Here is a 14,268-nt window from a genome sequence, read left to right on the forward strand (position 1 = left end):
ATGCACGCGCCCGATTTCTGGTGGCAGCCCAAGCCGAGCGGCACCGCCCGGCTGCTGTCGCCGCTCGGCGCGATGGTCGGCGCGGTCACGCTGGCGCGGATGAAGAGCGCGGGCACCGGGGTCGGCGTGCCGGTGATCTGCGTCGGCAACCCGACCGTGGGCGGCGCCGGCAAGACCCCGACGGTGATCCAGCTCGCCCGCCGCCTGATGGCGCAGAAGCATCGCCCCTCGATCCTCACCCGCGGCTATGGCGGAAGCGAGCGCGGGCCGGTGCAGGTCGACCCGCTGCTTCACCATGCCGAACAGGTCGGCGACGAGCCGCTGCTGCTCGCCCGCGCCGCGCCGACCTATGTGGCGCGCGACCGGCTCGCCGGCGCGCAGATCGCGGCGCAGGACGGCGCCGACGTGATCCTGATGGATGACGGCTTCCAGAATCCGGCGCTCGCCAAGGCCCTGTCGATCCTCGTGGTCGATGCCGGGGTCGGCATCGGCAACGGGCTGTGCCTGCCCGCCGGCCCGCTGCGCGCGCCGCTGGCGCCGCAATTCGAGCGCGCGCAGGCGCTTCTCGTGGTCGGCGAGGGCACGCCGGGCGAGCGGGTGGCGCGCGAGGGCTATGCCGCCGGCATCGTCGTGCTGCGCGGGCGCCTCGCCCCCGACGCGCAGGCGGTGGCGAGGCTGCTGGGCCGGCGCGTGCTGGCCTATGCCGGCATCGGCCGGCCGGCGAAATTCTTCGAGACGCTGCGCTCGCTCGGCGTGCTGCCGGCGATCACCCGCGCCTTCCCCGACCACCACGTCTTCACGCTGGCCGAGGCGGCCGAACTGCTGGCAACGGCGGAGGCCAACGACCTCTTGCTGGTCACCACCGAAAAGGACGCGGTGCGGCTGGCGGGAACCGATGTCGGCGAAACGCTGCTGGAAGCGTCGGAGGTGCTGCCGGTGCGGCTCGCGCTGGAGCCGCAGAGCGCCAAGGCGCTCGACCGCATGCTGGCGGGCGTGCTGGGCCGCGGCGCGTAGACGGAACGGCGGCGGCGTTCAGCCCGCCTTGACGCGCTCGGGATGCAGCCGGGCCAGCACCGCCTGCGGGGTGGCATAGGCCTCCTGCAGGTCGACGCTCCAATAGCGCAGCTCGTCGAGCGGGATGGCCTGGCCGGTCACCGCGCAGCGCACGAAGGTGCCCGGGCGCACGACGCGGAAATCGCCGTCGAGATAGCGCACCTCGGCTTCGCCGGACGCGGAGAAACGTTCGAAGCGGTTCATGGCGCCGCTCATCCTATTGTTTGTTCGGCCATAACAATTCGGCCCCGAGGATACTGAACCGGAGGGGCCTTCGGCAAGTTCCGTCGTCGACGGGGCACCGAGGGCCGGCTCAGCTCCCGAACAAGGTGGGTTGCGCGGCGTCGTCGGACAAGGTCTTCGCCTTGCGCGCGGGCCGGGCCGGCGACTTCGGCGCGGGTGGCGGCGGGGTGCCCTCGCCCACGGCGACCGCCGCGACGCGCCCGTCATGGAACTCGATCTCCAGCCCCTGCCCGGCCGCCACGTCGCGGGCGGCGTGCAGCGGCTCGCCGGAAGCGTCGCGCACCAGCGCATAGCCGCGCGCGAGCACCCCCTTATAGGACAGCGCCTGCATCAGCTGCTCGACCGAGCGCAGCCGGCGGCGGCGCTCCTCGCTGGCGCGGCGCAGGCTCGGCAGCAGGCGCCCATGCAGACTGCCCAGCCGCTCCCGCGCCCGCTCGATGCGCTCGCGATGCGCGCCGGCATTCATTCTCAGCGCACTGGCCAGCCGGCCGGCGAACAGGTCGAAGCGCTCGCGCCGGCGCTCGATCAGGCCGGTGAGGCGATCCGGCGCCAGCCTTCCCTCGATGCGGGTCAGCGCCAGCCGATGCGCCGAGGCATTGGCCTTCAGCGCGCGCGGCAGGCGCTGGGCGGCGACGTCGAGCCGCTGGCGCGGCACGGCAAGCAGCGCATCCGCGCTCGGCAGCAGCCGGCCGAGCGCGCGCAGATCCGTGCGCCGGCGCTCGGTGGCGCGCGTCAGCGCCCCGCCGAGGCGGGCATGCAGGCTGCCGACCTCGGCGATCAGCTCGCCGCGCACCGGCACCGCCATCTCGGCGGCGGCGGTCGGGGTGGGCGCGCGCACATCGGCGGCGAAATCGATCAGCGTCACATCGGTCTCGTGGCCGACGGCGGAGATGAGCGGAATGCCGCTCTCCGCCGCCGCGCGCACCACGATCTCCTCGGAGAAGCCGAGCAGGTCCTCCAGCGAGCCGCCGCCGCGCGCCACGATCAGCACGTCCGGGCGAGGGATCGGCCCGCCGGCCGGCAAGGCATTGAAGCCGCGTATCGCGGCGGCTACCTCCGCCCCGCTGGTGTCGCCCTGCACCCGCACCGGCCACACCAGCACATGGCGCGGAAAGCGGTCGGCAAGGCGATGCAGTATGTCGCGGATCACCGCGCCGGTCGGCGAGGTCACGACGCCGATCACGCGCGGCAGGAAGGGCGGGCGGCGCTTGCGCGCCCCGTCGAACAGCCCCTCGGCGGCGAGGCGGCGCTTCCTCTCCTCCAGCATCGCCATGATCGCGCCGGCGCCGGCGAATTCCAGCTGCTCGATGACGATCTGGTAGGAGGACTTGCCGGGAAAGGTGGTGATGCGTCCGATGGCGACCACTTCCAGCCCCTCCTCGGGGCGGATCTTCAGCCGTCCGAGATTGCCCTTCCACACCACGGCGTCGAGCCGGGCACTGCTGTCCTTCAGCGAGAAATAGGCATGGCCGGAGGAATGCGGCCCGCGATAGCCGGAAATCTCGCCCCGCACCCGCACATGGCCGAAGGCGTCCTCCACCGTGCGCTTCAGCGCGCCGGAGAGTTCGGAGACGCTCCAGTCGGGTGCATTGGAGACGGGCGATTCGGGAGCGAGATCGGGCATGGGGGAGTGATAGTCGGATTTGACCGACTCGGGAACCGGCTGGCTCTCGCACCCCCATGAGCGCCGTCATCCTGAGGTGCGAGCGCAGCGAGCCTCGAAGGATGTCGCCCTGGAGCGCCCGGACGCGCATCCTTCGAGGCCCGGCCTATGGCCGGGCACCTCAGGATGACGGCGATCTGATGATCAGGCCGAGTCGGCCCCCCACCTTGATCCCCGCCCCCTCCCAGCCTAGGTTGCGCGCGATTTTTCCCGCCAACTGCCGGCCGTCCCGATGATCGATCCCAAGCTGCCGCCCCATATGCGCCCCGACAAGTCGTTCCAGGGGCTCATCCTCGCGCTCCATGCCTTCTGGGCGGACAAGGGCTGCGTCGTGCTGCAACCCTACGACATGGAGGTCGGCGCCGGCACCTTCCATCCCGCCACCACGCTGCGCGCGCTCGGGCCGCTGCCGTGGAAGGCCGCCTATGTGCAGCCCTCGCGCCGGCCCAAGGACGGGCGCTATGGCGAGAACCCCAACCGCCTCCAGCATTATTACCAGTACCAGGTCATCCTGAAGCCCTCGCCGCCGGACCTGCAGGCGCTCTACCTCGCCTCGCTGGAGGCGATCGGCATCGACCTGCATCTGCACGATGTGCGCTTCGTCGAGGACGACTGGGAGAGCCCGACGCTCGGCGCCTGGGGGCTGGGCTGGGAGTGCTGGTGCGACGGCATGGAAGTCTCGCAGTTCACCTATTTCCAGCAGGTGGCGGGCTTCGAATGCGCCCCGGTGGCGGGCGAGCTGACCTACGGCCTCGAACGCCTCGCCATGTATGTGCAGGGCGTCGAGAACGTCTACGATCTCAATTTCAACGGCCGCGAGGGCGACGAGAAGGTCACCTATGGCGACGTGTTCCTTCAGGCCGAGAAGGAATATTCGCGGCACAATTTCGAACATGCCGACACCGACATGCTGTTCGAGCAGTTCCGCATGGCCGAGAGCGCGGCGGCGAAATATCTCGAGGCCGGCTGGGAAGACGGCACAAAGGCCCGCCATCTGATGGCGCAGCCGGCCTATGACCAGTGCATCAAGGCCAGCCACGTCTTCAACCTGCTGGACGCGCGCGGGGTGATCTCGGTCACCGAGCGGCAGAGCTACATCCTGCGGGTGCGCGAACTCGCCAAGGCCTGCGGCGCCGCCTGGCTCGCCACGGAAGCGGGCGGCACGCCGGCCGCCTGAAACCAAAGCGCCGCTCGCGGGTTCAGGGAGTCCCTCCCCTGACACTCGACCCCGCGAGAACTCTGCCCGATGTTCGATCCCGAAACGACGGAACAGGGAGACCTGCGCGAAGGCCGGCCGCCCTGGCGCAAGGCTGGTGCCACACCGGACTTCCGTTCGCCGGCGCGCAACCTGCGCTGCGATGTCCTGGTTGTGGGGGCCGGAATCAGCGGCGCGCTGATGGCCGATCATCTCACCGCGCGCGGCCATCAGGTCTGCGTCATCGAGCGCGAACAGGCCGGCTTCGGCAGCACCCTCGCCAGTACGGCGATGCTGCTGTGGGAGATCGACCGCCGGCTCGGCTTCCTGACCGAACGCTTCGGCTTCGAGCGCGCCGCCAACATCTATTCCCACAGCCTGCGCTCGGTCGCCGGCCTCGCCGCGCTGGTGCGGGATCGGGGCCTCGACTGCGCCCTGCGTGCCCGCCCCTCGCTTTACCTGGCCGCGGGCGACATCGGCGCCGCCGAACTGCGGCACGAGCTGGCGCTGCGCCAGCGCGCCGGGCTTCCCGGCGTCTTCCTCGACCATGCCGCGCTGCGGCGCGACTGGGGCATCGAGCGCGAGGCGGCGCTGCTCTCGCCCGGCGCCGCCGAGGCGGACCCGCTGCTGCTCGCCCAGGGCGTGCTCCACGCGGCAGCGCAGGGCGGCGCCACTTTCTTCAAGGCCGAAGCGGTGCGCTATGAGAGCCTCGGCCGCCGCGCCGGCGTCGTGCTCGCCAGCGGCCATGAGATCGAGGCGGGCGCGGTGGTGCTGGCCACCGGCTATGTCCTGCCCGACATCGTCACTTCCAACCTTCACAACACCGGCGCGAGCTGGGCCGTGGCGACGCCGCCGCAGCCGCCATCCAGCCTATGGCGCGACAGGGCGCTGATCTGGGAGGCCTCGGAGAACTATCTCTACGCCCGCACCACGAGCGAGGGCCGCATCATCATCGGCGGCGAGGACGAGGACGGCATGGGGAAACGCGAGGATCGCGCCGCCTGCGCGCCGGCAAAGGCCGCCGCGCTGATCGCCAAACTGGCCGCGCTCTACTCGCGGGCCGAGGCACGGGCGGAAACGATCTGGTCCGGCGCCTTCGGCACGACGCAGGACGGCCTGCCGCTGATCGGCGAGGTGCCTGGCCATCCCCGGATCTTCGCCGCCTATGGCTATGGCGGCAACGGCATCACCTTCAGCTACATGGCCTCCCGGCTTGTCGCGCGGATGATCGCCGGCGAGCGCGAGGCCTGGTACGACGACGTCGCCATCGACCGCGCCGCGCCGTAATGCGAGCAGATCGGCGGGGCGGGTGGCTTCCGCCGCCGCGCGGTGCCGCTATACTCGACCAATGCGCGCGTTCGCCGGGCCTGTGGGGCGGCTCCGGCCGGCCCGTGCCGCCGGCGGTTGCCGCCGGGCTGAGCCAGATTCCGCGCCCTTCCGGGAAATGATGTCCGTGTCGGTGACCAGCCTTGAGGATGCGGCCTACCCGGACACCAGACCCCCGCTGCGCCGGACGGCGCCGTCGACGCTCGCGGCGGGCGCGCTCGGCAATGCGCTGGAGTGGTACGACTTCGCGGCCTATGGCTTTCTCGCCGCCATCTTCGCCAAGAACTTCTTCCCCGAGAGCGACGCGTTTGTCGGGCTGATCTCGGCCTTCGGCATCTTCGCCGCCTCCTTCCTGATGCGCCCGATCGGCGGTGTGGTGTTCGGCCATATCGGCGACCGCCTCGGTCGCCGGCAGGCGCTGTTCGTCTCCGCCTTCATGATGACCGGCTCCACCGTCGCCATCGGGCTCCTGCCGACCTATGCCAGCATCGGCGCGCTGGCACCGGTGCTGCTCCTGCTGCTGCGGCTGCTGCAGGGGCTTTCCATCGGCGGCGAATACACCACCTCCGCCATCTTCCTCGCCGAGAGCGCCACGCCGCGCCGGCGCGGGCTGATCGCCTCCTTCGCCGGCTGCGGCGCCTCGGGCGGCACGCTGCTCGGCTCGCTGGTCGGGGCGGTGACGGCGATGGCGATGAGCACGGACGACCTCATCGCCTGGGGCTGGCGCATCCCGTTCCTGCTCGGCATCCTGCTCGGCGGCTTCACGCTCTATCTGCGCGGCAGCGCGGCCGAGGACGAGGCCGCCGGAAAAATGCCGCACGGCGCGAAGCCGGCAAACCGGCCGAAGGGCGAGCTGCCGCTCATCCTCGCCTTTCGCAGCGACGGGCCCGACATGCTGCGCGCGGCGGCGCTGAACCTGACGCTGGGCGCCGGCTTCTACCTGCTGTTCGTGTATCTGACGACCTATATGCAGCAGGTGGACGGGCTCACCGCGCGGCTGTCGCTGCAGATCAACACGATCAGCATGATCGTCGTTCTGGTGCTCGCCCCGGTCTTCGCCGCGCTGTCGGACAAAATCGGCCGTAAGCCGGTGGTCTGCACCGGCCTCACCGGCCTGGTGCTGTTCTCCTGGCCGCTGTTCCGCCTGCTGGACAGCGGCGATGCGGAACAGGCGTTTCTCGGCCAGCTGGGCTTTGCCGTGCTCGTCGCCTGCTATGCCGGGCCGATCCCCTGCGTGCTGGCGGAGATGTTCCGCCCGGCGACGCGCTGCACCGCCTTCTCGCTGAGCTACAACCTCGCCATCGGCCTCGCCGGCGGCACGGCGCCGATGGTGGCGGTGTATCTGGTCAATCGCGAGCAGTACGACATGGGGCCGGCGGTGTATCTCATCGTCATCGCCGCCATCTCGCTCCTCGCCGCCGTGACGATGAAGGAGCGGCGCGGCGTCGCGTTGGACTGAGGGCGCGGCAAATCCGTGTTCCCGTCGGGCGTCGTCCCGTGCTAGGGCGTCCGGCGATCCTTCCACCGAGGCGGGTGCGCGCCGCGCCCGCCCTCAGCGCATCGAACCGCCATGCCCGATCTCCTGCTCGAACTGTTCTGCGAAGAAATCCCCGCCCGCATGCAGGCGGCCGCTGCGGATGCGCTCCGCAAGCTGGTCACCGACGCGCTGGTGGAGCGCGGCCTGGTCTATGAGGGCGCCAAGGCGTTCGTCACCCCGCGCCGGCTGGCGCTGGCGGTGCATGGCCTGCCGGCGCACCAGCCCGACACGCATGAGGAACGCAAGGGTCCACGCGTCGGCGCGCCCGACGGCGCCATTCAGGGCTTCCTCAAGGCGGCGGGCCTCGCCTCCATCGATCAGGCGAGCATCGAGAGCGACCCGAAGAAGGGTGAGTTCTACGTCGCGCGCATTCACAAGCACGGCCGCACCACACCGGAAGTGATCGCCGAGATCGTCCCCGAAATCGTGCGTTCCTTCCCCTGGCCGAAGTCGATGCGCTGGGGCAAGGCCTCGGTCAATCCCGGCGCGCTACGCTGGGTGCGGCCGCTGCAATCCATCGTCTGCACCTTCGGCCCGGAGACCGAGGAGCCGGAGGTGGTGCCGTTCGAGATCGACGGGCTGAAATCCGGCGATGTGACGCGCGGCCACCGCTTCCTCGCGCCGGCTGAGATCCGCGTGCGACGGCTCGACGACTGGATGACCAAGCTCGAAGCCGCCTTCGTCGTCGCCGACCGCGAGCGGCGCAAGGACATCATCCTCAATGACGCCAAGGACCTTGCACTGGCGCAAGGGCTGGAGCTGGTCGAGGATGCCGGCCTGCTGGAAGAGATCTGCGGTCTCGTCGAATGGCCCGTCGTGCTGATGGGTTCGTTCGAGGAGGGTTTCCTCGACGTGCCAGACGAGGTGATCCGCGCCACCATCCGCGCCAACCAGAAGTGCTTCGTGCTCAAGAACCCGTCGACCGGGCGCTTGGCCAACCGCTTCATCCTGGTGTCGAACCTGAGGGCGAGCGACGACGGCAAGGCGATCATCGCCGGCAATGAGCGTGTTATCCGCGCCCGCCTGTCGGACGCCAAGTTCTTCTGGGAAACCGACAAGCGCACCAACGCGACCGTGCCGCTGGACGAGCGGCTGGCGAAGTTCGGCAACGTCACCTTCCACGAGAAGCTCGGCTCGCAGCTGGAGCGCATCCAGCGCATCGCCGCGCTGGCGGAAACGCTGGCGCCACTGGTCGGGGCCAACCCGGCGCTGGCGCGGCAGGCGGCGCTCTACGCCAAGAGCGACCTGCGCACGGAAGTCGTCGGCGAATTCCCCGAAGTGCAGGGCCTGATGGGGCGCTATTACGCCCGGCTCGAAGGGCTGCCGGAGGAAATCGCGGCGGCAGCCGAGGAACACTACAAGCCGCAGGGCCCGGCCGACACCGTGCCGACCGCGCCGGTCTCGGTTGCCGTGGCGCTGGCCGACAAGCTCGACACGCTGGTCGGCTTCTGGGCCATCGACGAGAAGCCGACGGGCTCGAAGGACCCCTATGCGCTGCGCCGCGCCGCGCTGGGCGTGGTACGGCTGGTGCTGGAGAACGGGCTCACCGTGAAGCTCGCCGAGTTCGTCGAGCCCGACCTCCTCACCTTCTTCGCCGATCGCCTGAAGGTCCACCTTCGCGAGAGCGGTGCGCGCCACGATCTCGTGGACGCGGTGTTCGCGCTGCCGGGGCAGGACGACCTCCTGCTGGTGGTGAAGCGGGTGGAGGCCCTCGGGCGGTTCCTCGGCACGCAGGACGGCAAGACGCTGCTCGCCGGCACCAAGCGCGCGGCGAATATTCTGCGCATCGAGGAGAAGAAGGACGGCGTCGCCTATGAAGGCGGTGTCGACATGGTGCTGCTGCACGAGCCGGAGGAGCGCGCGCTGGCCGAGGCCATCGCCCATCTCGGCCCGCAGATCGAGGCGGCGCTGGAGCGCGAGGATTTCGAGGCCGCCATGGCGCTGATCGCGACCCTGCGTGCGCCGGTCGACGCCTTCTTCGACAAGGTGACGGTGAACGCCGAGGACAAGGCCCTGCGCGCCAACCGGCTGCGCCTGCTCGCCGACATCCGCGCTATTACCCGCGCCATCGCCGATTTCGACCGGATCGAGGGCTGAGCGCCCTCGCCTGCGGCCGGGACGGACGGTATCCTATGCCCGTTCGGTGGAGCGACAAGCGCCTCCGGCGCGGAACCATCCGTGCCCAGGCGGCTTATGTCGTTACCACTCCGGGGAGATTCGCATGGAAATCAACATCGTCACCATCCAGCCCATCGTGGCGCTGATCGCCGGCATCCTCATCCTGGTGATGCCGCGCCTGCTCAACTACATCGTGGCGATCTATCTCATCTTCATCGGCGTCATGGGCCTGCTCGGCCGCACCGGCCACCTGCCGTTGTGAGCGGCACGGCCGAATAAGACGTAGTGCCCGGGCAAAGCCCGGGCACTGACGCACTGAGACCCTCAGGCCTTGTCGGCGCCGCGCAGCGCATCGACGCTCCACGGACCGGGACCGGCGAAGACGAGATAGAAGAACACGAAGCAGTACAGCGCCGCCAGCTCGCCGCCATTGTTGATGGGGTAGAAGTCCCGCGGCGCGTGGACGAGGAAATAGGCCACCGCCGTCATGCCCGAGACGATGAAGGCGGTCGGGCGCGTGAACAGGCCGATCAGCAGCAGCACGCCGCCCACCAGTTCGATGATGCCGGCGATGCCCGGCAGCGTGACAAGGCTGACACCGGTCATCTGTGTGGCGGGAAGGCCGAGGATCTTGGTAGCGCCATGCTGCAACAGCAGCAGGGCGGAGGCGACGCGCAGCAGGCTGAGGGTATGCGGCGCGAGACGGTTCAGAACGGCGATCATGGAAGGCCCCTTGCGATAGTTCGGTTTCCGGCCCGCAATATCAGCATCATGCGGGCGCGTGTCACAATCCATCTTTCCGGTCACGTTCCGGTGCGCGGCAACAAACCATGCCGCACTGCAAATGATGGATTGAATGAAAGACCTCAAACCGCTAGATCATCGGGTGGGAAAAGGCGCGGAACGACTGTCTCAAAGCGACCGAACCCATTGTAGGTGCTTAATTTTCGACCTCGGTTGAATTTCCATCACGGCGATGAGGGTGCCTTTGCACCTCACACCAACAGGGCTTCCGAAATGACGAAATGGGTCTACACCTTCGGCGACGGCACTGCAGAAGGTGCGGCGGAACTGCGCAATTTGCTCGGCGGCAAGGGCGCAAACCTCGCGGAAATGTCCAATCTCGGCCTGCCGGTGCCCCCCGGCTTTACCATCTCGACCGAGGTGTGCACCTATTACTACGCCAACGGCAACGTCTATCCGGCCTCGCTGAAGGCCGATGTGGAAGCCGCGCTCGCCCATGTCGGCAAGCTCGCCGGCCGCACCTTCGGCGACCCGGCCAACCCGCTGCTCGTCTCCGTGCGCTCGGGCGCCCGCGCCTCCATGCCGGGCATGATGGACACGGTGCTGAACCTCGGCCTCAACGACGTCACCGTCGAGGCGGTCGCCGCCTCCTCCGGCGATGCGCGTTTCGCCTATGACAGCTATCGCCGCTTCATCCAGATGTACTCGAACGTGGTGCTCGACTTCCCGCACCACCATTTCGAGGAAGTGCTGGACGGCTTCAAGGGTGACCAGGGCTACAATCTCGACACCGACCTTACGGCCGACGACTGGAAGGAAATCGTCACGCGCTACAAGGCACTGGTGGTGCACGAACTGGGCCGCCCGTTCCCGCAGGACCCTCACGACCAGCTCTGGGGCGCCATTGGTGCCGTGTTCGGCTCGTGGATGAACCAGCGCGCCATCGTCTATCGCCGCCTGCACGCCATCCCCGAGAGCTGGGGCACGGCGGTCAACGTCCAGGCCATGGTGTTCGGCAATATGGGCGAGACCTCGGCCACCGGCGTCGCCTTCACCCGCAATCCCTCCACCGGCGAGAACGCGCTCTATGGCGAGTTCCTGATCAACGCCCAGGGCGAGGACGTGGTGGCAGGCATCCGCACGCCGCAGAACATCACTGAAGTGGCGCGCATCGCCGCCGGCTCCGACAAGCCCTCCATGGAGAAGGCGCTGCCGGAGGTGTTCACCGAGTTCCAGCGCATCGCCGGCGTTCTGGAGTCGCACTATCGCGACATGCAGGATCTCGAATTCACCGTCGAGCGCGGTAAGCTGTGGATGCTGCAGACCCGTTCGGGCAAGCGCACCGCCAAGGCCTCGCTGCGCATCGCGGTCGAGCTCGCCAATGACGGCGTGATCACCCGCGAGGAAGCCATCGCCCGCGTCGACCCCGCCGCGCTCGACCAGCTGCTGCACCCGATGCTCGACCCCAAGGCCGACAAGAAGGTTATCGGCACCGGCCTGCCGGCTTCGCCGGGCGCCGCCTCGGGCGAGATCGTGTTCTCCGCCGACGACGCCGAGCTCTTGAAGACGCAGGGCCGCAAGGTCATCCTCGTGCGCATCGAGACCTCGCCGGAAGACATTCACGGCATGCACGCGGCCGAGGGCATCCTCACCACCCGGGGCGGCATGACCTCGCACGCGGCAGTGGTCGCGCGCGGCATGGGCAAGCCCTGCGTCTGCGGCGCCGGCACCATCCGCGTCGACTATGCCGCCGGCACGCTCACCTCCGGCGGCGTGACGCTGAAGAAGGGCGAGATCCTCACCATCGACGGCGCCACCGGCCAGGTGATCGCCGGCCCGGTGCCTACCCTTCAGCCCGAACTCTCCGGCGAGTTCGCCACCCTGATGGGCTGGGCCGACGGCGTGCGCCGCCTGAAGGTGCGCGCCAATGCGGAAACCCCGCTGGATGCTCGCACCGCCAAGAACTTCGGCGCCGAGGGTATCGGCCTCTCGCGCACCGAGCACATGTTCTTCGACGGCGACCGCATTCGTTCCGTACGCGAAATGATCCTCGCGGATGACGAGAAGGGCCGCCGCGCCGCGCTCGCCAAGCTGCTCGCCGCACAGCGTTCCGACTTCCAGGAGCTGTTCGAGATCATGGACGGCCTGCCGGTCACCATCCGCCTGCTCGACCCGCCGCTGCACGAGTTCCTGCCGCACACCGATGCGGAGATCGCGGAAGTCGCCGAAGGTCTCGGAGTGAGCGCCGCCAAGCTCGCCGCCCGCAAGCGCGAGTTCGACGAATTCAACCCGATGCTCGGCTTCCGCGGCTGTCGTCTGGCGATCGCCTTCCCGGAGATCGCCGAGATGCAGGCGCGTGCCATCTTCGAGGCGGCGGCGGCGGCGCAGAAGTCGACCGGCAAGCCGGTGGTGCCGGAGGTGATGGTCCCCCTCATCACCGGCAAGAAGGAGTTCGACCTGGTCAAGGAGGTCATCGACGCCGCGGCCAAGAAGGTCGAGGCGGAGACCGGTGCCAAGCTGGAGTACCAGGTCGGCACCATGATCGAATTGCCGCGCGCGGCGCTGAAGGCGGGTGAGATCGCCGAGACGGCGGAGTTCTTCTCCTACGGCACCAACGACCTCACCCAGACCACCTACGGCATTTCGCGCGACGATGCCGGCACCTTCCTCGGCACCTACATCAACAAGGGCATCTTCGAGGTCGACCCCTTCGTGTCGATCGACGTCGAGGGCGTCGGCGAGCTGGTGAAGCTCGCCACCGAGCGCGGCCGCGCGGTGCGCCCCAAGCTCAAGCTCGGCATCTGTGGCGAGCATGGCGGCGATCCCGCCTCGGTCGCCTTCTGCGAGGAAGTCGGCCTTGACTATGTGTCGTGCTCGCCCTTCCGCGTGCCGATCGCCCGCCTTGCCGCGGCCCAGGCGGCGCTGAAGACGCAGGCCGCCAGCCAGGCGTGATCTGCAAAGGCGTGACGCATCGCCGATACTGAACCAGAATGGCCGGGCCTCCCCCGGCCATTTTGCGTTGGGGGCCGACAGGAGGCCTCCACATGCTGCCCGCCAACGCCGCGCTGGTGATCATCGACCTGCAAAGGGCCATCGACCATCCCCGGTGGGCGGCGTCCGGTCCGCGCAACAATCCAGAGGCCGAGCGCGCCATCGCCCGTCTGATCGCCGTCTGGCGCGAGGCCGGACGGCCGATCTTTCACATCCGCCATGAATCGACCCATCCGGGCTCGACCTACGCCAAGGACGGGCCGGGCAGCGCCTTCAAGCCGGAGGCAATGCCGCTGCCCGGCGAGCCGGTCCTCGCCAAGCAGGTGCACAGTGCCTTCATCGGTACCGACTTCGAACGACGCCTGCGCGCGGCCGGCATCGGCACCCTCGTCATCGCCGGGGTGATCACCAACAACTCGGTCGAGGCGACGGTACGGATGGCGTCCGATCTCGGCTTCGACGTGCGCCTTGTCGAGGACGCCTGCTTCACCTTTGCACGTGCCGACCATGCCGGGCGGCTGCGTAGCGCCGAGGAGGTGCACGCCATGTCGCTGGCGAATATGGACGGCGAATATTGCATCGTCACGCGGGCCGCAGCGCTGCTCTAGGACTACCGCGCGCGGCTCTATTTCGAGAATTCCGTAACGGCACTCGGCCAGGTAGAAAAATAAAATTGGCGCGGGGTTGAATTATGGTCTTTGAATCTATAAGTTATCCACATCGATCTTGCACGTTGAACTTTGTTTTGCGCTCACCGCGCGGCGGCGAACTTCCTCTCAAATCGATGACGGCGTGACGATCACCACGAGGTGATCGAACGATTTTCTATGTCGAATGGAAGGACTTCGTCATGACGACGGGCACCGTAAAGTGGTTCAACAGCCAGAAGGGCTATGGTTTCATTCAGCCCGACAATGGCGGGTCGGACATTTTCGTCCACATCTCCGCTGTACAGCGGGCCGGCTGGACCGAGCTGCGCGACGGGCAGAAGATCTCTTATGAGGTCGAGTCCGACGCCCGCACCGGCAAGCAGACCGCCGGCAGCCTGCAGGCGGCGTGATTTGTGCCGTCGGCTCCTGACCACGGATGTACTGGCACGAGCCAACGAGCACTAGGGAAGGCCGGGATCAACCCCGGCCTTTTTCATTTTGAGGAGTAGCGGAGATGGCAAGCGCCAATCACGACGGGATCTTCAAGCCCAATCTCACCAAAACCGAGAGCAAGGCCGAGGCGGTGTCGCGCATCGCTCGATCCATGATCGACCAGGAGATCGCCAAGCGCGACGCCAAGACCGCGCGGCTTCGCGAAGCCCGCATGGCCCGCGACGCGGCGGTACCCGCCGCCCCCACGCGCAAGACCGGCGCGCGCGGCGCGAAATAGCCCCCCCCTGGGCCGCAC

General features: G+C 68.6%; 13 protein-coding genes. 10 read left to right on the forward strand and 3 right to left on the reverse strand.

The genetic code is table 11. The features are described 5' to 3' along the window. A complete protein-coding gene (gene lpxK, locus ACO2RV_RS04970) occupies positions 1-1,014 on the forward strand; it encodes a tetraacyldisaccharide 4'-kinase (RefSeq protein WP_423290430.1) in 1,014 nt (337 codons plus the stop codon). A gap of 18 nt (positions 1,015-1,032) precedes the next feature. Here the strand turns inward: lpxK and ACO2RV_RS04975 are convergent, their stop codons facing one another. Next, positions 1,033-1,257: a DUF2093 domain-containing protein gene (locus ACO2RV_RS04975; RefSeq protein WP_423290432.1), complete on the reverse strand. Its 225-nt coding sequence runs from the start codon at positions 1,255-1,257 to the stop codon at positions 1,033-1,035. A 109-nt stretch (positions 1,258-1,366) separates the two neighbouring features. Then, positions 1,367-2,920, reverse strand: a complete 1,554-nt coding sequence (gene xseA, locus ACO2RV_RS04980; RefSeq protein ID WP_423290434.1) for an exodeoxyribonuclease VII large subunit — start codon at positions 2,918-2,920, stop codon at positions 1,367-1,369. A gap of 271 nt (positions 2,921-3,191) precedes the next feature. On the opposite strand from xseA, the gene ACO2RV_RS04985 reads away from it, so the two are divergent. The 5 genes from ACO2RV_RS04985 to ACO2RV_RS05005 all read left to right on the forward strand — a co-directional run bounded on the left by ACO2RV_RS04985 (position 3,192) and on the right by ACO2RV_RS05005 (position 9,397). Next, positions 3,192-4,136, forward strand: a complete 945-nt coding sequence (locus ACO2RV_RS04985) for a glycine--tRNA ligase subunit alpha (RefSeq protein ID WP_423290436.1) — start codon at positions 3,192-3,194, stop codon at positions 4,134-4,136. 69 nt (positions 4,137-4,205) lie between these two features. Then, on the forward strand, positions 4,206-5,441 hold the full coding sequence (locus ACO2RV_RS04990) for an NAD(P)/FAD-dependent oxidoreductase (protein ID WP_423290438.1): 1,236 nt from the start codon (positions 4,206-4,208) through the stop codon (positions 5,439-5,441). A 166-nt stretch (positions 5,442-5,607) separates the two neighbouring features. Next, positions 5,608-6,939 (forward strand): MFS transporter, encoded by a 1,332-nt coding sequence (locus ACO2RV_RS04995; protein ID WP_423290440.1) that lies wholly within the window; start codon positions 5,608-5,610, stop codon positions 6,937-6,939. Between the two features lie 111 nt (positions 6,940-7,050). Next, complete coding sequence (glyS, locus tag ACO2RV_RS05000; RefSeq protein WP_423290442.1) at positions 7,051-9,114, forward strand: glycine--tRNA ligase subunit beta; 2,064 nt, start codon at positions 7,051-7,053, stop codon at positions 9,112-9,114. A gap of 124 nt (positions 9,115-9,238) precedes the next feature. Next, complete coding sequence (locus tag ACO2RV_RS05005) at positions 9,239-9,397, forward strand: DUF3096 domain-containing protein (RefSeq protein ID WP_423290444.1); 159 nt, start codon at positions 9,239-9,241, stop codon at positions 9,395-9,397. Between the two features lie 62 nt (positions 9,398-9,459). Here ACO2RV_RS05005 and ACO2RV_RS05010 read toward each other — a convergent pair whose 3' ends face one another. Further along, a complete protein-coding gene (locus tag ACO2RV_RS05010; protein WP_423290446.1) occupies positions 9,460-9,858 on the reverse strand; it encodes a DoxX family protein in 399 nt (132 codons plus the stop codon). 294 nt (positions 9,859-10,152) lie between these two features. Here ACO2RV_RS05010 and ppdK point away from each other — a divergent pair, with 294 nt between their 5' ends. From ppdK to ACO2RV_RS05030, 4 genes are all read left to right on the forward strand, one after another. Continuing rightward, entirely contained in the window at positions 10,153-12,831 is a 2,679-nt protein-coding gene (gene ppdK / locus ACO2RV_RS05015) for a pyruvate, phosphate dikinase (RefSeq protein WP_423290448.1), read from the forward strand. A 92-nt stretch (positions 12,832-12,923) separates the two neighbouring features. Further along, complete coding sequence (locus tag ACO2RV_RS05020) at positions 12,924-13,478, forward strand: cysteine hydrolase family protein (protein WP_423290450.1); 555 nt, start codon at positions 12,924-12,926, stop codon at positions 13,476-13,478. A gap of 242 nt (positions 13,479-13,720) precedes the next feature. Continuing rightward, a complete protein-coding gene (locus ACO2RV_RS05025; RefSeq protein ID WP_423290452.1) occupies positions 13,721-13,930 on the forward strand; it encodes a cold-shock protein in 210 nt (69 codons plus the stop codon). Between the two features lie 104 nt (positions 13,931-14,034). Beyond that, positions 14,035-14,250 (forward strand): hypothetical protein, encoded by a 216-nt coding sequence (locus tag ACO2RV_RS05030; protein WP_423290454.1) that lies wholly within the window; start codon positions 14,035-14,037, stop codon positions 14,248-14,250. Positions 14,251-14,268: the final 18 nt, after the last annotated feature.

The sequence above is a fragment of the Ancylobacter sp. VNQ12 genome, from assembly GCF_049445835.1.
GTDB lineage: Bacteria > Pseudomonadota > Alphaproteobacteria > Rhizobiales > Xanthobacteraceae > Ancylobacter.

Bases quoted from the DNA above. Each gene is read 5' to 3' on its own strand.
- lpxK (WP_423290430.1), top strand. From the start codon at position 1: ATGCACGCGCCCGATTTCTGGTGGCAGCCCAAGCCGAGCGGCACCGCC.
- ACO2RV_RS04975 (WP_423290432.1), bottom strand. From the start codon at position 1,257: ATGAACCGCTTCGAACGTTTCTCCGCGTCCGGCGAAGCCGAGGTGCGC.
- xseA (WP_423290434.1), bottom strand. From the start codon at position 2,920: ATGCCCGATCTCGCTCCCGAATCGCCCGTCTCCAATGCACCCGACTGG.
- ACO2RV_RS04985 (WP_423290436.1), top strand. From the start codon at position 3,192: ATGATCGATCCCAAGCTGCCGCCCCATATGCGCCCCGACAAGTCGTTC.
- ACO2RV_RS04990 (WP_423290438.1), top strand. From the start codon at position 4,206: ATGTTCGATCCCGAAACGACGGAACAGGGAGACCTGCGCGAAGGCCGG.
- glyS (WP_423290442.1), top strand. From the start codon at position 7,051: ATGCCCGATCTCCTGCTCGAACTGTTCTGCGAAGAAATCCCCGCCCGC.
- ACO2RV_RS05005 (WP_423290444.1), top strand. From the start codon at position 9,239: ATGGAAATCAACATCGTCACCATCCAGCCCATCGTGGCGCTGATCGCC.
- ACO2RV_RS05010 (WP_423290446.1), bottom strand. From the start codon at position 9,858: ATGATCGCCGTTCTGAACCGTCTCGCGCCGCATACCCTCAGCCTGCTG.
- ppdK (WP_423290448.1), top strand. From the start codon at position 10,153: ATGACGAAATGGGTCTACACCTTCGGCGACGGCACTGCAGAAGGTGCG.
- ACO2RV_RS05020 (WP_423290450.1), top strand. From the start codon at position 12,924: ATGCTGCCCGCCAACGCCGCGCTGGTGATCATCGACCTGCAAAGGGCC.
- ACO2RV_RS05025 (WP_423290452.1), top strand. From the start codon at position 13,721: ATGACGACGGGCACCGTAAAGTGGTTCAACAGCCAGAAGGGCTATGGT.
- ACO2RV_RS05030 (WP_423290454.1), top strand. From the start codon at position 14,035: ATGGCAAGCGCCAATCACGACGGGATCTTCAAGCCCAATCTCACCAAA.